The sequence below is a fragment of the Clostridium neonatale genome, assembly GCF_001458595.1.
GTDB lineage: Bacteria > Bacillota > Clostridia > Clostridiales > Clostridiaceae > Clostridium > Clostridium neonatale.
Genome location: NZ_LN890327.1, coordinates 24802 through 48875, shown reverse-complemented (window position 1 = coordinate 48875; position 24074 = coordinate 24802). Strand labels below are relative to the sequence as shown.

Genomic DNA, 24074 nt, shown 5'->3' with positions numbered 1-24074 from the left:
CTTCATCCAATCCTTTCGCTCATTAATATATAATTTTTTTCTTTCCAAAATCATTTAATATTATTTCTTCTATACTTTTATTTGTGTTTACAGTAACTAAAATCCCACCATATTTCATTACTAATTTTTCTAATCGCTCATTATATTTTTTTAATTCATCCTTATAAGCTTGTATCATTTTATAATTAAGATTTAATTTAATCTTTTCTTTAGTTTCAGAATCAATTAATGTCACTTCTTCTTCTAATGAAGGATTTTCCTCCTCTTCACATAAAACTTGAATTAAGACTATCTGCTGTTTTTTATAAGCTAAATATTTTATACCTTCCTCTAACGATTCAACGCCTTCATTGTTAAAAAAATCTGAAACTACAATCGATACACCCTTATTGTTAATTTTTCTTTTACAAATCGCCTTTGAAAGTTCTGTTTTTCCGCTAAACTCAATTTTTTCGAGTTCTTTTAAAAGCATCTGAAATCCTTTTTTCCCATTTGAGCTTGGCAGTAATGATAAATTTTCTTCACTGGCTATATTAATATAAACTCTATCTAGATTATTCATTGCTATATAAGATAAAGCACCTAATACTTGAAGCGCAGTTTTCTTCTTACTTTTCTTTCCAAAATCCATAGATTTGCTTTTATCTAAAAATAAATTAAATATTCCTTCTCTTTCTTCCATGAATATTTTTATAAACAGCTTATCAAATCTTCCATAAGCATTCCAATCTATTCGCCTAAAATCATCTCCATATGTATACTCCCTAAAATCTGAGAACTCAACTGATGCTCCCTTTGCTTTAGATTTTCTTCCACCTTGCATTCCATTTGACAATCTTAGATTTATATTTAAATTTATTTTATTTAGCCTTGCAAAAAAATCTTCATCAAAAATTCTTTCTTCCATAATTGTTGAACCTAATTAGTCCTTTCCAATATTAATGTGACTTGCTTATAGAACTACTATCTATTCACATTTTTATTTTTTTACTTTATGAGCAGTAATAATTGTGTAACTATAAGCATTAACTGTTATTATGCAACTATCAATAACAGCATACCAATTCTTTCCCTTTCGCGATACAGAACAATTAGAATCCTTAATTTTAGTTTTACACCATTCAACAACATCATCTATATCTAAATTAAGATTCTCTTTTATTCTATCAATACCCATTTTAGTAGTATGCACTTTATGTAAATTTGAAAGTAATATTTCACTATTCTCCATAATTAAAACTCCTCTGAATATAATGCTTGGTGAGGTATGAGCCTAGCAGTATAGCCCATCTTCATCTACCGATGAAGATGTTTCCTTAAGCAGAGAGCCCAAATCTTGCATTTGGTGCGAATCGCTTACACCTACGAATGTATATGAGTAGGTGTTTCCTTTATAATAATTCCTTCTAATCCCCATAAAATAAGCAAATTCTTAAGAATATAAATTCTTAAATTCTTAAATTCTTAAATTCTTAAATTCTTAAATTCTTAAATTCTTAAATTCTTAAATTCTTAAATTCTTAAATTCTGGACATTTTACTTTATTCCAAAATATTATGCAATATTTTTAAGCATTATTTTTATTTCAATTTGCATCTATTATTTAAACTACAACTTTTTTAAATTTCACTTCTATATTTGTAAATCTTCTAAAATTTTATCAATTATAAATTCTTCATTTATTCCTTCAGTAATAGCTTCAAAATTTAATATTATCCTATGTCTTAATATTGGATAAGCAATTTCCTTAATATCATCAAAAGATACATTAAGTCTTCCCTTCATTATTGCTCTTACTTTTGCACCACTAAATAATCCTTGAGCTGCTCTTGGACTCACACCTGCTTCAACATATTTTTTTACAATTGGATGTCCTTCATCGACTTCTGGATGAGTTGCAAGTATTAATTTCAGAGCATATTCCTTTACTGGTTCTGCCATTGGAACTTGTGATATTATTTCTCTTATTTTTATGATTTCATCATCACTTAAAATTGAATTTATCTCTATAGATTCATTAGATAATGTTAAATCCATTATTTTTTTAAGCTCATCTAATTTAGGAAATTCTACTTTAACTTTAAATTGAAATCTATCAAGTTGTGCTTCTGGAAGTGGATATGTGCCTTCTTGTTCAATTGGATTTTGTGTTGCTAGAACCATAAACGGTTTTGGTAGCTCATATGTTTCTTTTCCAACTGTAACACATTTTTCTCCCATAGCCTCTAATAAAGCTGATTGAGTCTTTGGTGTTGCCCTGTTTATTTCATCTGCTAAGAGTAAATTAGTGAATACAGGACCCTTTTCAAATTTAAACTTAGTCATATCATTTTCTTTAACAATTAGATTTGTTCCAACAACATCCGCTGGCATTAAGTCAGGTGTAAATTGTATTCTTGAAAATTTTAAATTTAATACTTTTCCAATTGTTTTAACAAGCTGAGTTTTTCCAAGTCCAGGCATACCTTCTAATAAAACATTTCCGCCTGAAAAAATAGCAATTAATACTGTATTTACTATCTCTTCTTGTCCAATTATGCCTTTTGCAATTTCATTTCTGCATAGTTCAAGCTTTGAAGCCACTTCCTTAATCATTTCTTCATTTATGCTCATTATTTATTCTCCTTATCCTTACTCTAATTCACTAAAATAGTTCTTAACTACATCCTGTAAACTTGGTGGAATAGTTGATTTATCCATTGATTCTATTTCCTGCTTACTATAGTCTCCGATTATGCTATCATACTGAACCTTTTGCCCATCTAAGTTTAATCCACTTTGGGTTTCGATACTTTGTGTAGATCCGCCTTTATTTTTATCTCCAGTTAAATTTTCATCATTTCCATCTTTTCTTCCTGGAATAAAAACTTCTTCTCCACTATTAGGTACTTCCATATTCTCTACTCCATTTTTGCTTCCAGTATTCCATCCACCTCCATTACCAGATCCTGCACCAATTCCAGTCCCATTGCCATTACCAGATCCGCTACCTGCTCCTGAACCGCTTCCGCTACCTTTTCCATTACCTTGCCCTGATTCAGAGCCACTTCCATTATTGGAATTATTTGATGAACTACCATTAGCACTCACACTAGAAGAAGGATCTACTCCAGTTGCACTTTGTGATAGTTCTGCTAATGCACTAGCTAATTCTTCTGATGAATCTAATTGCCCATCTAAAATATTTTCTGCTGCTTGTTCAAGTAAGTTCTTTAAATCTTCATCTGTTAAATTTGATGCAGCTTCTAAAAGTGCGGTTGAAAGCTTACTTTTTTCAGAATCACTCAAGCTATTTAAAGAATCATTTAATTCCTTCAATTTTGTTTCCAATGCATTTTTATTTCCCGATTCCATTGCTTCTAATATTTCTTTTCCTTTGTCACTATTTTTTAAGCTTTTATTAATTTCATTTAGATTTTTTAGCGCCTCATTAGTTACTTTAGTTTTTTGCTCATTAATGATATTTTTCTTTATATCTTCTATTAATTTTTTCCCTTTTTCCGACTTTGCCGCATCTTTTAATCCCTCAATTTTTTTGTCCAACCTATTCATCAGTTTACTAAGGCTATCGCTCTTATTTAAATCTTTAATTTCTTTTTTGGTATCTTCTAACATCTTCTTTAATTTCTTTTTTTCTTCTTCAGTTAAATCATTAACCTTTAATGCTTTTTCCTCTTCCTTTTCTATTTTCTCTATTGTTTCATTTTTTATTTTTCTAAAGTTTCTTAACTTTGATGCTTCCTTTTTTGCATTTGTAGGAATCGCTATAACTATTAAGCATGCTATAATAAGACCTATAAACCTAAGCATCTCTTGCTTCCTAATTCTTATAGGCAGCTTTTCTTTTATATTAAAGTCTCTAATTTTATCTAAGGTATCTTTTTTCTGTGCTATCGCAATTTCACTCTCATCATTAATAAATTCTAGAGATGTTGTAACTCTTTCATCTAATCCTTTTGAATCAACTATTAATGATATCTGATTTTTATTGGGTCCTTTCATTATTCCGACAACTATGCTTATAGCAATTATTAATATTAGTGCTATAAATGATAACTCATAAGAATATTCAAAAGTTATTATTGATGATGCTATTAAAATGATTAAAATTAAAGCTAATGAGGCATTAAGCCCCATTAGTAATCTATCTAATAAAAAATTTAATTTTATCCTTCTAGAAACCTTATTTACAAAGTTTAAAATTTTATTATCTAAACTCTTCATAAAATACACCCTTATTTCTTTCTTTTATATCTTCCTTTATGAAGTGGATTTAATTTATAAGCTGAAATTAACACTAACAATACACTAATAACTATTTGTATTCCCATTGAGATTAAATACCCATATTCAAAACTTGATAGATTAGCATTATCAAGATAATAAATAGAATTCACTATCCCCTCAAATCCAAGCTGCTTTCCTAACAAACTTATAAATCCAAACGTCGGACTTATGTATGCCCAAATGGGAAAATTTATATTAGCAGAATAATTCGTTTTTTCTGAACTGTATATTATATATATAAATGTTCCTACAGTTATTCCAATAAATATTAATAAAACCGCTCCATATGATATTGCAGTGGCAGCTCTTGAAGTTTTTACAACTGTAGAAATAAATACTCCTACAGCACCAACAAATATTGTAACAACTATAAAAAACAAGCTTAATTCAACTACATTACCCAAGTTTATTCCACCAATTAAAAACGTAATTGAGTAAATTGGAATAGTACAGATTACCAACAATACTACTCTGCTTATTGATGAAAGTAACTTTCCAACTACTATTGATAAAGCACTCATCTTAGTTGACAGTAATACTTCCAAGGTCTGCTTCTCACGTTCTGCACATATTGCTGTTGATGTTAATGAAGGTACTATAAACATTAATAATATAGCTTGTATAATGGCCATTCCGATATAGAAATATACTATAGATTCAAGATACAATCCTTCAAAGTAATTATTTTTAATACAATTATAGAAAATCAATACTCCTGCTGCTGATAAAATTCCAACATAAAATAATATAACCAAAGTGAATTTAAAACTTCTGGCTGATAACTTAATTTCATTTTTTAAAACCGGATTAATCCTCATTACGACTCCTCCTTTAGCTCTTCTTTTTCAGTAATCTTAATAAATATATCTTCAAGACTACTTGCTTCTCTGTTAAAAGATACTATAGGTATGTTTTGAATAACTAACTTCTTTAGAAGCTCCGAACATTCATTATCATCACCATTAAATGCAGCTGTTATTTTATTTTCGTTTATATCTATCTTCCCCACATTAGTATTTTCTTTTAATATTTTTATAGCATCTTCTTGCTTATTTAATACAGTAATTGCAATTGGATGAGTTCCAGATATCCTATCCATTATTTCATCTACCGTACCTTGGCAAATCATTTGTCCATTTTCTATGATTCCTAAATTAGTACATATTTCACCAAGCTCAGATAATATATGAGAACTTACTAATATTGTTTTTCCCATATCCTTAAGATTCTTTAGAATATTTTTCATTTCAAATCTTGCTCTTGGGTCCATTCCAGAAGCTGGCTCATCTAAAATCAAGAGCTTTGGATTATGAATTAAACATCTAGCTAAGCATAATCTTTGTTTCATCCCTCTTGATAATCCATCTACATATGAATCATATTTATTTTCCAAATTAACTAACTCTAATAAATCCATTGATAATTTTTTAATATCTTTTCCGCTTATTCCATATATAGAAGCATAAAATTCTAAATATTCATATGATTTCAAGTTATCATAAACACCAAAAAAATCTGGCATATAGCCTATCTTTTCTTTTAGTTTTTTATTATTTTTTATAGCATCTATTTCATCAACATATACTTCACCACTATCAGGTAATAATAATCCTGATACTATTTTCATTGTAGTACTCTTTCCAGCTCCATTTGGTCCTATAAATCCAAATATCTCACCTTCATTTATTTCTAAATTTAAATTGTTAAGGGCTTTAAACTTTCCATATTTTTTTTCTAGCTCTTTAATTATCAACATTATTTAGCCCTCCCTTTTACAGATATTTGTGGTATTTGAGTATATCCATCTTCTTCAAGGCTTACTTGAACTTTTACAATTCCATCCTTAATGTAAGCTTTTGGATTAGTTAGGTCATTACCTTTAGCCTTAACATCTATAGTCTCATATTTTTCACTTTCATTGTTATAAATGAATATTTTTTGATTTCCACTAGATTGATATTGTTTATTTAAATTGCCAATTGTAATATTTAATATATCTAAATCGCTTCCGACCTCATACTTAAATGTTACATCTCCTTGCCCGTTTATTTCATTGTAATAATCATCTGCATATATATAAGCTGAGGAACTTAATACTACTGGTTTAAAATATCCCATAGGATAATTCAAAATTCCATCTTTATCTGTAAAATCAATATTCACTTTTTGAGTCATTACTGTAGTATCATATTTTGACACAGATCTATTATCAAAATTAAATCCATAATCTACAGGCATATTTGTTATAGCAATTATATATGTTGTCCCAAGACCATTACTCTCTATTTGTGCTAAAGATGATATTGCATTTTGTATTCTTATAATATCCTTATATTTTTCTTTATCACCTTTACTTTTATTATTCCTATATGAGTTATAATAATCATCCATTAATTTATTTGAATACTCACTAAGCCCTAAAGAACTAGTAGGTTTTATATCTATATTTTTTTCTTCACCTGCTTTAATTTTACCAATATCCCATACACTATTAGAAGATACAACTAATAATTTTTCTATATCATTTCCTAAAGTATTTTTTATGTTTCCATTTAATACATTAGACTCATATTTTAAATTAGTATCAAGACTAGGAACTATCTGTTCATGGTTAGATACAGTGAATTTTTTCATTTTTAAAGAAGATAAATTTTCAAATTCATAATATGAATTACTTTCTTTATAAACAGTTTTACTTCCTAATTTTTTGAATTCACTCTGAGAATTATTTCTGTAATAATTCTCTTCATTTAATATTTTTAAAAGCACATTATCAGGTTCTTTAACTATTAAGTTTCCCCTATTTTTTAATGCAACTCCAATATACCCTTTTACAGTACTTTCCTTAGATCCATCATTTAAAATAAAGTTTACTTGATTTAATGCTACATCTTTAATTCTAGTATTTGTTCCAATAGCAAATAACATTATTGAAAATAATATTGATATTATTGGAATTATACCCCATAGCAATTCTCTTTTTCCAAGTTTTTTCATAATAAAGTAAACTAATATTCCTGTAATTAAGCAGTAACAAACAAATATACCAACTATAGATCCTATATTGATTTCTTTATCAATTGGGATATTATTAAGCAGATTTGTAATTTCATATGGAGAATAATTAGAATTTGAATATCCATATAATCTGTCTACTTTGTTAACAAAATTCTTTCCTATATGCTCTTTCCAAAAGTATTCAATATAGTCTTCATTTGATATATTTTGATTAGCTAAATCAAAAGCTGCAACATAAATATGTCCCTTTTCATTGTCTAATTCATAAATCAAATTTTCTCCATCTTTTTCTAGAGCAACAGTTGCATCCTTTATTTCCAAATTTGCTAATGTATATCCATTTAAATCTTTTGTGCCATTATATGATATACCAAGGTTATTCTCTTTTATTGTCTTTGCTGAATTTTCTCCAGTTCCGATAACTAGTATTCCTCCATTACTTACCCATTCCATTAAATTCTTATAATGTTTATCAGTAAATTTTGAAAGATCATAATTATTAATAATAATCATATCCAGGGCAGAAATAGATTTATAGCTTTCTGAGATCATGTCAATATTTAAACCTACATTTACACTTTTGACATCTCCTCCAAATCTTCTTCCATCTACATTAAAACTCAAAGTTCTTAAATTGATACCATTTATATCGTCTGTTAGTATTCCACTAAATAAACTATATTCATCTATTCTTCCACTACCTACAATGATGGTCTTTTCTTTAATAATATTATTCCCACTTTTTAATACAACTGATATCTTTGAGCTGTTTTCATACAAATTTATAGGTATAGTTACCGTTTTCTTCTCATTAGAGTCAATATTAACATCACATACAAATGCATCATATGTATCATAAACATTAGTCTGAACACGCACTTCTACTTGTCCATTTATATTTTCACCTTTATTCTCTATCTCTACATTAACTGGTAATTCATAATTATTTTTATATTTTCCTTCAATTCCATATTTGACATTAATCGTTATACTATCCTTTTCATCTGCATAAACTAAAATTGAAGATAAGTTCATTATAACTACCATACAAATTATTATTACTTTTAATATTTTTAGTCTACTTTTTTTCACCCTACATCCCCCTTCTCAACGTTAAAACATGCTAAAATAAATTTATGTAAAATAGTTTTACTACATAAAATATAATAAAGGTGTACTACAGATAATAGTACACCTCCATTATATTTTATATAGCATTTTTTGTAAACATATCTTTCCTTTTAAAAATATTAAATTTATCTTAATTCTATGTAATAATATTATTTTATCTATTGAATATAAGTAAAGATTTAATTAATATAGTAAAAGTGATAAACTATATAGTATATTGTATTGGAGATGAATATATTTAGATGAAAAAAGTACTGATATTAACAACATCAACCGGGCAAGGCCATAACCAGGCGGCTTCTTCTGTTGAAGAATCTTTTAAAGCTTGTGGCTATGAAACTATAAAATATGATTTTTTAGCCAAAAATAGCACTTTACTTAATGATATTATTGTTCTAGGCTATGAGTTTTTGGCTGCCAAATTTCCAAAGCTATATGGTTTTTTTTATAAAATATCTAATCAAAAATTTACTAATAAGTTATTAAAAATTCCTTTCTACTTAAATAGTAAAAAAGTTGTTAAGGTTTTAAATGATATTCAGCCTGATTTAATAGTTGCAAGTCATGCTTTTAGTATAAACGTACTTGAAAACTGTAAAAAAAAGGGGCTGAAAGCACCTTATATTCTAATAGTTACAGATTTTAATGCTCATTATACATATGTAAGCAATTATGTAGATGCATATATTACAGGAAGTGAATTTACGAAGAAAACTTTAATTAATAAAGGAATATCTCCTGAAAGGATCTATCCTATAGGTATTCCTATAAGTCAAAAATTTTATACTGAAATAACTGAAGCTAATGAGCTTAAGGATGAATATTTTAATTTATTACTTATGAGCGGTAGCCTTGGGCTTAATTCTATTTCTATAGTTTTAAAAGAGCTTCTAAAGAATAAGAATAGACTTAGAATAACTGTAGTTTGTGGAAAAAACACAAAGCTTCGAGATAAATTACTTAATTATTGTAATGATAATAATTTTGAAAATAAAAAATTACACATTTTGGGATTTACTAAAGATGTTTCATACCTTATGGATTATTGCGATATTATAATTTCTAAGCCAGGTGGATTAACTGTAACTGAATCTATAGTTAAAAACACTCCATTAGTTATCCCTTTTGCAATACCTGGTCAAGAACAAGAAAATATAGATTTTCTTGTTAATGAAGGTTATTCAATTTTATTATCAGATATTAATGATATTAATGAAGTAGTTAATCGTCTAATAGACAATAAAGCTATTTTATTAGACATAAAATCAAAGCTCCAATCTCTGTCCTCAACATATTCTACAAAAAAGATAGTTGAAATAGGTGAAAACCTTATTAATGAATTATGATATCTTATTTATTTCAGTACATTTCATTAATAAAAATGCAGTATACTAATTTTAGAAATTCTAGTATACTGCATTTTATTAATATTTTACTTAATATTATTTTTTTGAAAAAGTATTTATAAATTCACTATTATTCTTTGTTTTAGAAAGCATGTTTATAAGATTTTCTGTTATATCATCTACGTTTCCATCATTATACATGTTTCTTCTTATAGCAAATGACACTTCTTGTTCTTCTTTAGATAATATTAAATCTTCTTTTCTTGTACCAGATTTATAAATATCAATTGCTGGGAATATTCTTCTTTCTTGAAGTCTTCTATCTAAATGAACTTCCATATTACCAGTTCCTTTAAACTCTTCAAAAATCATATCATCCATTCTTGAACCTGTTTCCACAAGTGCAGTTGCAAGAATTGTTAAGCTTCCGCCTTCTTCAATGTTTCTTGCTGCACCGAAGAATTTCTTTGGCATTATTAATGCACCAGGATCTAAACCACCAGATAATGTTCTACCAGTTGGAGTTATTGTTAAATTGTAAGCTCTAGATAATCTAGTTATACTATCCATAAGTATAACTACATCTTTTCCTTGCTCAACCATTCTTTTAGCTCTTTCTAATACCATTCTAGATACTTTAGCATGATTTTGAGGTTCTTCATCAAAAGTTGAATATACCACATCTCCATTTATAGATCTCATCATATCAGTTACTTCTTCAGGCCTTTCATCAATAAGTAACACTATTAATTTTATATCTGGATAATTCTTAGATATGTTTTGAGCAATCTTTTTTAACAATGTAGTCTTTCCTGCTTTAGGTGGAGCCACTATTAAGCCTCTTTGCCCCTTACCTATTGGGCATATTATATCCATTAATCTTGAAGATAAATCATTACTATTTGAAGTTTCTAATCTTAATCTTTCTTTAGGATATATAGGTATTAAAGTTTCAAAATTCTTTCTTCCTATGGCTTTTTCTGGATTTTCTCCATTTACACTTTCTACATATAAAAGTGCCTTAAATTTTTCACCTTCCTTAGCTTCTCTAACTTTTCCTTGAACTTCATCACCAGTTCTTAAGTTAAATCTTCTTATTTGAGATGGTGAAACGTAAACATCTTCACTGCTTGTTAAATAATTCTTGCAGCGTAAAAATCCGAAATTATTATTTTCTTGTATTTCTAATATGCCGGATACAACACTAGCTTCATTAATTCTTTCCTTTACTCTCTCTTTCTTCTCTTCTTGGTCAGAATCTCTCTTTATATCTTCTCTGCTATTTTTTATATTTTCTACTATTCTTTTTTCCTTGTTGTATGAATTAGAACTATTTTTAATCTCTACATTTTCCGTACTTATCGTAGTAGGTTTAGGTGATATACTCTCTCTCAAGACAACACCTTCTTTTTCAATAGAATTAGGTGAAACTTTTAATATTTCTTCTATTAAATCGTCTTTTTTAAATTTTGATATATTTTTTATACCAATTTCCTTTGCTACTTCTTTTAACTTTGTTAAAGTCATCTTTTCATAATCTTGTTTGGTCAAAATTGCACCTCCAAATTTATAGAATTTTCTACAAAATCTATTTAGATAATATATTTATAAAAATTATAACTATATTATCTTTAATTATTATTTATTAAGTTTTTAAACTAAATCACATATTGATACTTGGAAACTAAGAGAATTAAAGAAATAATATTAGATATTAAAATGATATTTAAGATAATTATATATTTTAACCAGTAAAACATAAATGTCTTACCAGTTAAAATATAATTTTTTGTCTAATATCGATAGAATTTATTATATATTAAACTTTAAAAGAATACAATTTATTTTGACTTGTTTTCATTAACAGCTGCATTAATGAATCCAATAAATAATGGATGTGGTTTATTTGGTCTTGATTTTAATTCTGGATGGAATTGAGCAGCTACATACCATGGATGTTCTGGTACTTCAACAATTTCTACTAATCTGTTATCTGGACTAGTTCCAACGATTCTCATTCCTGCTTCTTCAATTTGTTTTCTATATTCATTATTAAATTCGTATCTATGTCTATGTCTTTCATTTATTTCGTCTTTTTTATAAACTTCATAAGAGTTACTATTTTCTACTAATTTACATGGATATTGACCTAATCTCATTGTTCCACCTAAATTTTCGATGTCTTTTTGGTCGTTCATAATATCAATTACAGGATATTTTGTATTTGGATTTATTTCTGAACTATTTGCATCTTCAAATCTTAATACATTTCTAGAATATTCTATGACTGCACACTGCATTCCTAAACATATTCCTAGAAATGGAATTTTATTTTCTCTTGCATATTTTATAGCTGAAATTTTTCCTTCTATTCCTCTGTCTCCGAATCCACCTGGAACTAAAATTCCGTCTACACCTTTAAGTAGTTCATTAACATCACCAGTTTCTACTTCTTCAGCATTAACCCATCTAATTTTAACTTTTGCATTATTAGCATATCCACCATGACTTAACGCTTCCACTACAGATAAATATGCATCATGTAACTCAACATATTTTCCTACTAAAGCTATTTCAACTTCATCTTTTAGATTCTTTATTTTATGTACCATTTTAACCCATTCTGAATTATCTATATCCTTACATCCTAAATGTAATTTTTCACATACTAGATTATCTAAGCCTTCATCATGTAACATTAATGGTACTTCATAAAGATGATCTGCATCAAGATTTTGAATTACTGATCTTCCTTCTATGTTACAGAATAAACCGATCTTGGCTTTAATATCATCGGATAATTCCTTTTCTGTTCTACATACAATTATATCTGGTTGAATACCGATTGTTCTTAATTCTTTTACTGAGTGTTGAGTTGGTTTAGTTTTTATTTCTCCACCTTTTCTAAGATAAGGAACTAAAGTAACATGAATATAACAAACATTTTCAGCTCCAACTTCACTCTTAATTTGTCTTATAGCTTCTAAGAATGGCTGTGATTCGATATCACCAACTGTTCCTCCTATTTCAGTGATAACTACATCAACGTCTATTTCTTTTGCTACTTGATATACTTTATCTTTTATTTCATTAGTTATATGAGGGATTACTTGTACTGTCCCTCCAAGGTATTCTCCTCTTCTTTCTTTTTCTATAACTGAACTATATATTCTACCTGTTGTAACATTTGAATTTCTGCTTAAGTTCTCATCAACAAATCTTTCATAATGTCCTAAGTCCAAATCAGTTTCTGCTCCATCATCAGTTACAAAAACTTCTCCATGTTGGTATGGACTCATTGTGCCTGGATCTACATTTAAATATGGATCAAATTTTTGAATTGAAATTTTCAAGCCTCTATTTTTCAATAATCTTCCAAGAGATGCTGCTGTTATTCCTTTACCTAGCCCCGATACAACGCCACCTGTAACAAAAACGTACTTCGTATTACTCATTTTGTCCTCCCATATTATATATTTTTTTATTTTAATCTTTACTTTCATAACTTTTAATGGTATAATACAAATTACCCCATAATATCTATGGGTTATTTGTGCTGTTTTATAACATAGGTAATATCTTATCACATTCTTGTCTTAATATCTAGTCTTTTTTATAAATTAATCATTTCATCATTATTTATATGATTTTCAAGAGCAAAATACTTTTCTCTAAAATTTCTATTAATTAATAATTTTTCCTCAGCTTGTTTTAAATTATTATTTACTGTTCGCGATGTTTTTAAATTAAAAAGTTCCTTTATTGTATTAATATCAAAACAATTATTATTTTTTAGCAGCAATAGTAAAAGATATTTATTTTCTTTACCCTTTAATAGATCTAGAAATTCTTTCTCTTCAATATCATAATACTTACATATCATTTGCAAAATTCTTAAATATCTCATATCTCTCATTATCCGATCAACTCCTACTTGGAATTGTGTCCATTAATCTCATTTTTAATCATATGATTATTATATAAAAATTCGTTAATGCTACTTTATTACTACATATTCATAAAACATATATTCATCTACAATAAAATAAATTTTATAAAAAGTTTCCACATAGCCGTCTATTTTTCTCATCTGCCTTTTAGAGATTACATGAAAAAAACTTTGGCAGGCAAATAATTTTCTAAATAACTTGACTTGTGCATTAATTTAAGAAAATTTACCATCGGATTTTTATTGATATTTTACCAGTATAATTTTAAATAAAAAAGTAGCATGTAAACCTCAAACATGCTAGATTTATTGTTGCGAAACCAAATCTAAGGAGATTTATATGCTGACAACAATATTAAACCAAAATGAAACAATTATCAACTATATTTCAGAGTTAAATCTGCCATATTCTTCTGCGATAAAGAATCATATGGTAAATATAGTATCTGGAATTATTGTAACAGAAGGAAGCAAAACTATTTCATCTGTTCATAATAAAATTACATGCAATAGAGATCGAAGTACTGGTTCAAGGTTCCTAAGTTCATATTCATGGAATCATGAATATGTTACGCAAGAACGCATATTTCATGCAATATCTGAAATTTCCAACACTTGTGAAGATAGTGATGTTGGATTCCTAATCATTGATGATACCTTAACTAAGAAAAATACTTCAACTAAAAAAATTGAAGGCTTAGATTTTCACAATTCACATGCTGATGGCAATAAACCTAAATGGTCACACTGCTTAGTTACATCGCATTATAAGATTAATGATTATTCTATACCTTTAGATTTTAGACAATATCACCGAAAGGAATCGAGTAAAAAACTATCTAAAAAATTTCTAGATAAAAATGAACTTGCGATGGAACTGATTAATGAATTCACTCCTGTAACTAAAAACAATTATTTACTAGTTGATTCATGGTATACTTCAGCAAAAATTTTGCTTCACGGTTTAATAAATGGTTGTCACACTATAGGGAGAATAAAATCTAACAGAGTAATATATCCGGCTGGCATTAAAACAAATGTCAAAAAGTTTTCTTCATACATTAGGACTAATGAGACTAGCTTAGTTACCGCTAGTAATAACAAGTACTATGTTTATAGATATGAAGGAAAACTTAATGATATTGAGAATGTAGTTGTACTTATAAGCTGGACTAAAAACGATTTATCTGATAAGCCAGCATTCATTATAAGTACGGATGTTTCACTCGATAATAAAACCATAATTTCATATTACGAAAAGCGTTGGGATATTGAAGTAAGTTATAGATATCATAAAACAGCTCTTGGTTTTGATGAATTTCAAATTCAATCTTTAAAATCAATACATAGATATTGGAGCATGATATTTTTAACGTATACTTTTCTTGAGATTTTCAGAGTCAAATGTGAAAAATTATATAAATTTAAAAATATTGGAGATGTAATATTACACTTCCGAAACAACTATTTGGTAAAAATAGTTTCTTTTGCACATGAATGTGCAGATAACGGGATTGATTTACAGTCTACTATTGCCAAATTAGGACTAGTAGCTTAAATTTTTCCTATTTACTGCACAAGTCTAGTAATAAAAAATAAAACTATAGAATATTATTAAAGTAACATCCTAATAGTTTTATTCCTAAAGTATGTATATTTTAATTGTTCTCAGCAACAATATTAACAAATAAATTTGTTTTTACGACTTGTTCTTCTTCTAGTATTAGTGTATAAGCAAGCTCTACAGTCCCACCGCATTCATTTACATCTATATATAATCCCTTAGTATATGTCTTAATATTCATAATACCATATGGAGTCTTATATAATACTATATTTTCTTTATTTTTCTTAAATTCCATTTTTGTTTCTGTAGTTCCTTCTCTTATCAAATCAAAGGAATCTTCCTTTATGATCATAGTTGTTTCTGTGCCATCCATTCCAGAAATTTCCGTTTCATCATATTTAACAACAAATCCATCATCAATTTTTTCAAACTCTCCAACACTTACAACTTCTACCAAATCATCATCATTTTCTAAAGTATTACTTTTTATCGTAATAACCGCCTTTTTCTTCATTTATTTCCTCCGTTTTATTATATCAATGTATACTACAAATTATTTGTATCTAGTTAATATTATATTTATCAAGTTCTTCTTGAGTTATGCAGTCTACTAATCTTTTATCAGAAAAGTTAGTAGATACTCGTCCAAATTTTACCTCTACGCTTTCCTCATCTTTTCCTTTACTATATCTAACTGCCATTCTACAAGCTATTATAATATCATTTTCTGTAGGATTATTCCCTTCTGGAATTATTACCATTGCTCCATTATATTTGCTAGTTAAAAACATAAGATCATTCTTATTTAATAAAACTTTTATGCTTTCACCTTCTTCAGCAGTTCTAGTAACTATTATTTTGGTTTTATCATCTGTTATGAAATGTCTTCCGTATTTCAATAAATGTATATCTTTTTCTGTAACATTTTCTTTTCTTTCCACTAATTCCTTTAATCGTATAGAGTAATTTGGATCCGTAAGTTTGCATCCACCAGCTGGTGAAGGATAATCTTTTATTCCCCACTTATCTGCTAGTTCCATTTGTACTTTTCTGCTTCTCCCTGAAATATCTAATAACATTTCTCTATCTACAAGTCCATTCACTTCCATAGGTGTTGGATCTAAATTCTTAGCACAAAGTGGTCTTAAAATCTTTTCACTAAATCCTGATTGTTTCTTTACAATATTTAATGCTGATTTATTTTGTGACATTGGTCTTTGATTCAATACTTCACCAGTAATTATAAAATCTGCATTAAATTTTTCTAATAATTCACCTGAATATCTCATCATCATAGAATGGCAATCTATGCATGGGTTCATATTTTTTCCCCATCCATGACTAGGATTCTTAACCATTTCAAAGTGTTCTTTTGAAAAGTCAACTACTTCCAACCTTATTCCAATTTGTTTTGTCATTCTTTTTGCATTTTCTTCATTAAAAAAGTATGATCTAAAACAAATACCTATTACTTCAATTCCTTGCTCTTTTATTAACCTTGCTGCTAATATACTATCCAGACCTCCAGATATCATAGCTAGTGCTCTTACCATACTAATCCCCCTATTATATTTTTATTATAAATATTCAAATATTATTTTGTTAAGCAGAGAGCCCAAATTTTATATTTGGTGCGAATCGCTTACACCTACGAATAAATATGAGTAGGTGTTTCCTTGGCATATAATGCTTCGTGAGGTACGAGCCTAGCATTATAGCCCATCTTAATCTACTGATAAAGATGTTTCCTTAAATAATTCCATCTAGCTCCTATAAAACAAGTAAATTTGTAAGAATTTACATTCTAATATTTATAAATTTATGCTTTATTTTTAATTGTCAAAATATACTTTTCAATATTTCAACAATCTTAAACTTATATTTTATTTCTTGTTTGTCAGTCTCTATTTTATTATTCTCACTATCGCTCTTATCCTTTTTTTCAACTTTAGCTAAACTTTCTTCTGTTTTATCATACTGTACCTCCGCCTTAGATTCATCTACAAAGCATAATGGCGGAAACATAACACACCACCAATTTCTTCCTTGTCCACTTCCAATGATTATTCTAAAAGCCTCATAGTTTCCTTGCGGTAGTACTATATTACCATATGATTTTTCAGGAAAGTTTTCATGTGACAATTCTAATTTTACACCATAACTATAGTTGTTGTCTTTAATAACTTTTTGAGCAATTTGTTTAACCTTATCTTCATTATCTATAATTATTTTTCTTGATTCTTCTATAGACGAAGAGTTACTAAGATATGGATATAAATATTCTATCACTTTATTTTTTACCTTTATCTTTAATGCTTGATCTTCATCAGTATCACTATTTGCAATAACATGAAATCTAATTAACGAATCCTTTACGTCATTATAATTTAATACTCTTAGTTTTGTGCTGCTTTCTTGAACCGTTAAATTATTTTTATTACTTATAAAATTTACAGTACTAGCTTTATCTAAATTTATATCACAACTCATAAGTATATTTGTAATATAGCTCAAAATTAATATTAATAATAAATATTTACATTTCAATTTTTTCATAACTAAACCCCCTTGTAGTTGAAATTATTACCACTAGGAGGTGTTTTATACATCTAAGTATTAAATTGTTCTTGTTATAAATACATCTTTATATTTATCTTTCATATAATCATAGCATAACTGAGCCTTATACATATCATCAAAGAAAGCAAAAACAGTTGGCCCACTGCCGCTCATCATTGTGCCTAAACATTCTTTCATTCTAGCGCCTTCTTTTATATTAGCTATAGTTTTATGTCTTCTTAAAGTAACATTCTCTAATAAATTTTTCATATTATTTGCAACAAATTCTAAATTATCTTCTTCCATATTTTTTATTAGCTCTTTAGTCTTAGGGTGAAGTATTACCTTAGATAAGTCAAATTCTTTATAAACATTTTTAGTAGATACTCCAAAAGGAGGTTTAATTAAAACTAAAATCTTATCTTTAAAAGGTTTTAATTGTGTAATTTGTTCACCAATTCCTTCACATAATGCTGTACCTCCATTAATGCAATACGGAACATCAGCTCCTAACTTAACAGCCATTTTTCTTAGTTCTTCATCTGACGCATTGATGTTAAATATCTTATTCATAAGTTTTAAAACTGCAGCCCCATCTGTGCTTCCACCTGCCAACCCGGCAGAGACTGGAATATTCTTCTTTATATTAATATAAACACCTTCATCTATTCCAAAATGCTCTTTAAAAATCATTGCTGCCTTATAAGCTATATTTCTTTCATCTGTAGGAACATAATATTTATCACATTCTAACTGTATGCCATTTTTCACCTTTTTTACTTCTACTATGTCATATAAATCTATTGTTTGCATTATCATTTCTAATAAATGATATCCATCTTCTCTTTTTCCAACAACATCTAAAGAAATATTTATCTTGGCATAAGCCTTAATTTTCATGTTAATACCCTTTCTTTACATTTTTTATATTATTGTATCATAGGTAAAAAATCCTGTCTAATTTAGTTGTTGGAATATTATTTTTATATATCACCATATTTTAAATCTGATTCATTATTTATTTCTTTATTATTGTTTATAAAATCTAAAAGTGGCCTAAGCTTTTCGTAGAATACAATAATTATATCCCCTCTTTTACTTATGTTTAATGCTTCTTCTAATGCTTTCACTTCATCTAAACAAATTCTTGGCTTAATTTCTTTATTTCTCTTTAATATAGATTGACTTAATAAGCCGGCTATTTCTCCTTCTTTTCTTCCACGCTTATCAATATCCTCTTTTATTACTATCTTATCTAAATTTTCTGAGCATAATGCTCCTATTTGGTCTATCATTTCATCCTGTCTATCTCCTGGAACTCCAATAACTCCTATTATATTATTTTTATTTTTGATTTTATTTAAAGAATTCAATACTGCATTATATCCTTCAAAGTTATGACCGTAATCTAAGATTATCTTTCTTTCATTATAATCATATACATTAAATCTTCCAGAATTCTCAGATCCATTTAGTTCAAAATTCATAAATGCCTTACTTATAACACAATAATCTATTTTTAATCCAACTAATGCTGCACATGCAGCCATAGCATTTTCAATATTATATTCAAGCATTCCATTGTATGATATCGGTAATTTATCATTTTCTATGATCTCATATTTCTTATTTTTATTTATAACAACTATTTTATTATCTTCTACAAATATAGCTATTTTTCCATTAACTATATTTTCTTTAACAAGCTCATTATTTTTATTTTTAGAAAAATATATTTTTTCACTTTTTATTCTCGGAATTATTTTCCTGCTGTATTCATCATCTGCATTTATAACTACATACCCATCTTCTTTAACAGCTTCTCCAACTAATGATTTTACAAAGCTTAAATCTTCAATTGAATTAATTCCATTGAGTCCAAGATGATCATTTGTTATATTAGTTATAATCGCTACATCTGCTAGATTATAAGCCAATCCCTTTTTTATTATACCACCTCTTGCTGTCTCTAACACTGCAAAATCAACATCCTTGTTTAATAGCACAGCTTTAGCACTATCAAATCCTGAATCGTCGCCATGATGTATGCATTTTTTATTAATATATATTCCCTCTGTACAAGTCATTCCAACATTATATCCTATCATACTTAATGTATGATTTATCAATCTAGATGTTGTAGTCTTTCCATTAGTACCAGTTATAGATATAACAGGTATATTTTTAGGATGTCCATTATACAACATTTCAACTATTGACTTTCCAACATCACGTTTTTTTCCTTCACATGGATATTCATGCATCCTTATTCCTGGAGCAGCATTAATCTCCATTATTATCCCATCATTAAAATCTATAGGTATACCTATATCTTTTGCACATATATCTATACCACAAATATCTAACCCTAATACTTTAGCTGCACGTATACAATAATCTATATTTTCCTCACATATATCATCAGTACAATCTATTGCAATGCCTCCAGTAGATATATTAGCATTTTCTCTTAAAATTATATTTTCATCCATCCTTGGTATGTAATCTAATGATAAATTTCTTTTTTTCAACGATAATAGTAATTCAGTATCAATCTTTATTTTGGTTAATTGTTTTTCATGATCTTCTCCTCTTCGGGGATCTTCATTTAACCTTTCTATTAAAGTCTTTATATTATCTTTTCCATTACCAATAACAGATGGGGACATTCTTAAAGAAACAGCTACTACTTTATAATTTACTAAACAAATTCTATAATCCTTCCCTACAAAAAATTTTTCTATTATTATATCTTTAATTTCTTTTTTTAATACTTCATATGATTTTAATAATTGCTTTTCATTTTGTATATTAAGTAATACATTTTTCCCCTTACTTCCAAATTGTGGTTTTAACACAACTGGATATCCTATTTCATCTGCCTTTTTTAATAAATCTACAATATTAAAAATCTTATAGCCTTGTGCCACTGGTATATTTTGAATTTCTAACAATTGTTTTGTTAATAATTTATCGCATGATATATCTGCTGATAAACAACTAGTCTTTTCTCCTATTGTAGCTTCAATAAGCCTTCCCATTTTTCCATATCCGATTTGATAAATACCACTATTAGCCAATTGAATCACTGGTAAATTATATTCTTTTGCAGCATTACATATAGCTTTTGTACTAGGACCTATTTCTTCTTTCAATAAAATACTTCTTACAAAAGAGAGTCTTTCTTCAAAATTTATTGCTTCTTGTTTTATTAACGAATTCATTAAATCAATAGCTAAATTGATAATTTCTAAAGTTGTTTTTTTATATTCATATTGTACAATAATATAATAGAAATCTCCCTCTATCTCACGTGCCTTTCCATATGCAACATCAATGCCTAATCTATTTTGCAATGCAATAATAGTATGTTCACATACATGTGCTAAATAAGTTCCTTCTTCAAGTCTTTTAACGAATCCACGATCTTCATCAATACCACATCTATGTTCATTTAATTCTGGAATAATTTTTAGCAGATTAAAATTAAAATTTGGTATCTTATTACTTGGAGTTTCACAATAACCTTCTAAATCTACATCTATCCTTATACATTTTTTATGAGAATATATATTTTTCCCTTCATATATTCTCTTTTGTATTATTTTCATAGCTAGTTTTTTCCTCCTCAAAAGGCATCTTTTTTATAAGATCAAATTTATTATTTTCTGTGAGTACATGTAATATAACATTATGCATGCTTAAAATTTCATCACTTTTTAGTTCTGAAACATTTGTATATGTAATCTTACTACCATCTACAAAATAGACAGCCCCTTCCCCAATAACCTCTATCATTCCATTCTTTTCAACTATTATTGCAGTATTTTCATCAATTCCTATTCCTAATACTTCTGGATTTTGTGCAATACCTGTTAATAACCTTCCTATTCTTCCCCTTTGGGCAAAATGCTGATCTATTATAACATCTTTAATTAACCCTAGCCCTGGTGCCATTTTTAAAGTGCATTTTCTTGGAGAGTCTTCATCATCACCTTGAACAATCATAGTATCACTCATAACAGATGCTCCAGCTGATGTCCCCACTATATATGCACCTAGCTCACATGCATCTTTCAACGCATCATAAACAGAAGTTCCTCCAATTAAACTAGTTATTCTTAATTGGTCTCCTCCTGTAAAGAAAATTAGTGATGCTTCTTTTATCAAATTTTTATTTTCTTCTTCAAAAGCATCTCTTCTTTCACTAATATCTAATATTTTTATATTTTTTACTTCTAATTCTTCAAAAACTTTTCTATACTTATTGGCTGCTTCTTTGGGATATTCTGTCGCTATTGTTGCTACTAATAAAATATCTTTATCCTTATCAATGCAACTACAAACTTTTTTTAGTATCTCTTTTCTTCCTTCTTTATCTTCAGCTCCACCAATAATTATTAAATTTCCACTTAATAGTTCTTTCAATATTACTCACCTCATATCATGATGCATTTCATATTGTTTCCACTAACAAGATAATTATTCAAAAAAATAGATGTATACTAAAAGTAAACTGGTAGTCCAGTTATAAATTTTATAAAAGAAGAGTTATTAAATAATCTCCAAATTATTTAATAACTCTTCTTAAAATATTTTTCTAAAATTTTGCTCTTCCTGGTATTATTAATTTACTTCCTACCTCAATATAATCGATATTTTCTATTGAATTAATCTTAACTAGCTCATCAATTGTTGTATTATACTTCTTTGCTAATTTCCAAAGAGTATCTCCTTCTCCAACAACATAAATTGTTATACTAGCTTTCTTTTCTGGTTGTTCCCCCTCTTCTTCAGTTACATCAGAAATAAACTCCTTTTGAACTTCATAAAGCACTTTTGCTGATAATGCAACTGTTGCTTTTACTGATATGCTATTACTTTCCAAAAATGATTCAATATTTTCTAAGCTGCTTCTTACTATTGACTTCATTCCAGTATCTGACCCCAATATATCTATCATGGTTGTGAATGGAATTTCAGCCTTTATATCTGATAGATACTTATCTTCTTCTGTCGTTTTATATAATATATCTACTTTAATTATACCTTCAACTTCAACTCTGTCTTTCTTAACTTCTTTATCTGTTAAAATAACAGTAGCATTTGTGGATATAATTTGTTCTGGTCTCAAATCATTTTCTTTTAATTGAATACCATCTTTTACAATTGCTTCTGTAGTATTTGCACCTTGAAGCATTCCAACTTCATATTGATCTTTTCTAAGCCCCATTAAAAATTTTGGTGAATATGCATCTTTGATAGTATCAATGCTTTCCTTAGAAAATATCTTTACATTTGCTTTAACTAGAAAATCACAATTTATTATTCTAACTTCGCCTAAATCATCTTCTTCTAGTAAAATCTCATCATCGACTATATCAAAAAATATTGATGGTATCATGTCTGATGTTATGCCATCTATACTTTCTTCTTTGGATAAATAAACATCATCTTCTAAACAAATTATGTCTTTATATTCGTCTCCCTTATACAATATGTTTATTTTACAATAACATCCAATGTATATTTTATCCTCTACGATTTTAATTTCCTTTTTATGCAATAATAATGAACATTTTAAAATTTTATTTATTTGTGGTTTATCCATTCCCACTCTAATCATTGACTTTCCATCAAGCTCTATTTCTTCACTAGCACGTATTCTATTTATTGTCTCTGTTTTTTTAAGTACTTGAACCTCATCATTCCCCTCAATATCCTTTACAAATTCAAACCCTTTGCTCTTATAAAGCTCCCATTCAATTCCTAAGATTCCTTGAATAGATATCTTTCTCTCATTCATTATCATTGCTTCAATATGTTCTACCTTAGCCTCAACCTCACAAATAACTGTATGTTCACCTTGATTCAAATCAATATTATTTGTAAATTTTTGAGTATAGCTAACAGAATTAGCAACTAACCCATCTTCTCTAGCTAAATATATAGCGGTATATTCAACCTTTCCTTCTAGTACTATTTTATCTCCTACTACTTCTTTGCTTATAATAACTGGGCGTGACTCAATGCATAATATTTCTTGAACATCAGGATGAGTATCTGGAATTAAGTATTCATCCTTTAAGACTATGTTTGAACTATTTTCTCTAATCAATTGCTCGAATTGTACATTTTCCTTTATAACATCTATATCTGACATCTTTAAATACCTCCCATAAAACTACTACTATTCATTTATACATAAACTTTAATT

20 protein-coding genes are annotated in these 24074 nt (G+C 27.9%); 2 read left to right on the top strand and 18 right to left on the bottom strand.

Features of this window, described 5'->3' with window-relative positions:
• Positions 1-22: 22 nt before the first annotated feature.
• The 8 genes from BN2920_RS03690 to BN2920_RS03660 form a co-directional block, all read right to left on the bottom strand.
• Positions 23-907, bottom strand: a complete 885-nt coding sequence (locus tag BN2920_RS03690; RefSeq protein WP_058293686.1) for a DUF58 domain-containing protein — start codon at positions 905-907, stop codon at positions 23-25.
• Between the two features lie 72 nt (positions 908-979).
• On the bottom strand, positions 980-1231 hold the full coding sequence (locus BN2920_RS03685; RefSeq protein ID WP_058293685.1) for a DUF3781 domain-containing protein: 252 nt from the start codon (positions 1229-1231) through the stop codon (positions 980-982).
• 42 nt (positions 1232-1273) lie between these two features.
• Positions 1274-1417 (bottom strand): hypothetical protein, encoded by a 144-nt coding sequence (locus tag BN2920_RS21620; RefSeq protein WP_172437912.1) that lies wholly within the window; start codon positions 1415-1417, stop codon positions 1274-1276.
• 215 nt (positions 1418-1632) lie between these two features.
• The gene (locus BN2920_RS03680) at positions 1633-2613 is read right to left on the bottom strand and encodes an AAA family ATPase (protein WP_058293684.1); all 981 of its coding nucleotides are present in this window, start codon (positions 2611-2613) and stop codon (positions 1633-1635) included.
• Between the two features lie 18 nt (positions 2614-2631).
• Positions 2632-4224: a hypothetical protein gene (locus BN2920_RS03675; protein ID WP_058293683.1), complete on the bottom strand. Its 1593-nt coding sequence runs from the start codon at positions 4222-4224 to the stop codon at positions 2632-2634.
• An 11-nt stretch (positions 4225-4235) separates the two neighbouring features.
• Positions 4236-5105 carry an ABC transporter permease gene (locus tag BN2920_RS03670; protein WP_058293682.1) on the bottom strand — a complete coding sequence of 290 codons (870 nt, stop codon included), beginning with the start codon at positions 5103-5105 and terminating at the stop codon, positions 4236-4238.
• Entirely contained in the window at positions 5105-6043 is a 939-nt protein-coding gene (locus BN2920_RS03665; protein ID WP_058293681.1) for an ABC transporter ATP-binding protein, read from the bottom strand. Before BN2920_RS03665 ends, BN2920_RS03670 begins: the two co-directional genes overlap by 1 nt.
• Positions 6043-8397 carry a hypothetical protein gene (locus tag BN2920_RS03660; RefSeq protein ID WP_058293680.1) on the bottom strand — a complete coding sequence of 785 codons (2355 nt, stop codon included), beginning with the start codon at positions 8395-8397 and terminating at the stop codon, positions 6043-6045. Before BN2920_RS03660 ends, BN2920_RS03665 begins: the two co-directional genes overlap by 1 nt.
• Before the next feature lie 281 nt (positions 8398-8678).
• Between BN2920_RS03660 and BN2920_RS03655 the strand changes: the two genes are divergently transcribed.
• A complete protein-coding gene (locus BN2920_RS03655) occupies positions 8679-9782 on the top strand; it encodes an MGDG synthase family glycosyltransferase (protein WP_058293679.1) in 1104 nt (367 codons plus the stop codon).
• Between the two features lie 96 nt (positions 9783-9878).
• On the opposite strand, the gene rho is transcribed toward BN2920_RS03655, so the two are convergent.
• The 3 genes from rho to BN2920_RS03640 all read right to left on the bottom strand — a co-directional run bounded on the left by rho (position 9879) and on the right by BN2920_RS03640 (position 13698).
• The gene (gene rho, locus BN2920_RS03650) at positions 9879-11333 is read right to left on the bottom strand and encodes a transcription termination factor Rho (RefSeq protein WP_058293678.1); all 1455 of its coding nucleotides are present in this window, start codon (positions 11331-11333) and stop codon (positions 9879-9881) included.
• Between the two features lie 290 nt (positions 11334-11623).
• On the bottom strand, positions 11624-13237 hold the full coding sequence (locus BN2920_RS03645) for a CTP synthase (protein ID WP_058293677.1): 1614 nt from the start codon (positions 13235-13237) through the stop codon (positions 11624-11626).
• A gap of 158 nt (positions 13238-13395) precedes the next feature.
• Complete coding sequence (locus BN2920_RS03640) at positions 13396-13698, bottom strand: hypothetical protein (RefSeq protein WP_058293676.1); 303 nt, start codon at positions 13696-13698, stop codon at positions 13396-13398.
• Between the two features lie 373 nt (positions 13699-14071).
• Here BN2920_RS03640 and BN2920_RS03635 point away from each other — a divergent pair, with 373 nt between their 5' ends.
• The gene (locus tag BN2920_RS03635) at positions 14072-15289 is read left to right on the top strand and encodes an IS701 family transposase (protein WP_058293675.1); all 1218 of its coding nucleotides are present in this window, start codon (positions 14072-14074) and stop codon (positions 15287-15289) included.
• Between the two features lie 100 nt (positions 15290-15389).
• Here BN2920_RS03635 and BN2920_RS03630 read toward each other — a convergent pair whose 3' ends face one another.
• The 7 genes from BN2920_RS03630 to BN2920_RS03600 form a co-directional block, all read right to left on the bottom strand.
• Positions 15390-15812, bottom strand: a complete 423-nt coding sequence (locus BN2920_RS03630) for a YwiB family protein (RefSeq protein WP_058293674.1) — start codon at positions 15810-15812, stop codon at positions 15390-15392.
• A 49-nt stretch (positions 15813-15861) separates the two neighbouring features.
• Positions 15862-16851, bottom strand: coding sequence for a DUF814 domain-containing protein (locus BN2920_RS03625; RefSeq protein ID WP_058293673.1), 990 nt, complete (start codon positions 16849-16851; stop codon positions 15862-15864).
• 286 nt (positions 16852-17137) lie between these two features.
• On the bottom strand, positions 17138-17854 hold the full coding sequence (gene spoIIR, locus BN2920_RS03620; protein WP_058293672.1) for a stage II sporulation protein R: 717 nt from the start codon (positions 17852-17854) through the stop codon (positions 17138-17140).
• 60 nt (positions 17855-17914) lie between these two features.
• On the bottom strand, positions 17915-18757 hold the full coding sequence (gene ispE, locus BN2920_RS03615; protein WP_058293671.1) for a 4-(cytidine 5'-diphospho)-2-C-methyl-D-erythritol kinase: 843 nt from the start codon (positions 18755-18757) through the stop codon (positions 17915-17917).
• A gap of 83 nt (positions 18758-18840) precedes the next feature.
• Entirely contained in the window at positions 18841-21468 is a 2628-nt protein-coding gene (gene cphA / locus BN2920_RS03610) for a cyanophycin synthetase (protein ID WP_058293670.1), read from the bottom strand.
• Positions 21440-22285: a cyanophycinase gene (locus BN2920_RS03605; RefSeq protein WP_058293669.1), complete on the bottom strand. Its 846-nt coding sequence runs from the start codon at positions 22283-22285 to the stop codon at positions 21440-21442. The genes cphA and BN2920_RS03605 overlap by 29 nt, the downstream gene beginning before the upstream one ends.
• Positions 22286-22457: 172 nt before the next feature.
• Positions 22458-24020: a DUF3794 and LysM peptidoglycan-binding domain-containing protein gene (locus BN2920_RS03600; RefSeq protein ID WP_058293668.1), complete on the bottom strand. Its 1563-nt coding sequence runs from the start codon at positions 24018-24020 to the stop codon at positions 22458-22460.
• Positions 24021-24074 lie beyond the last annotated feature (54 nt).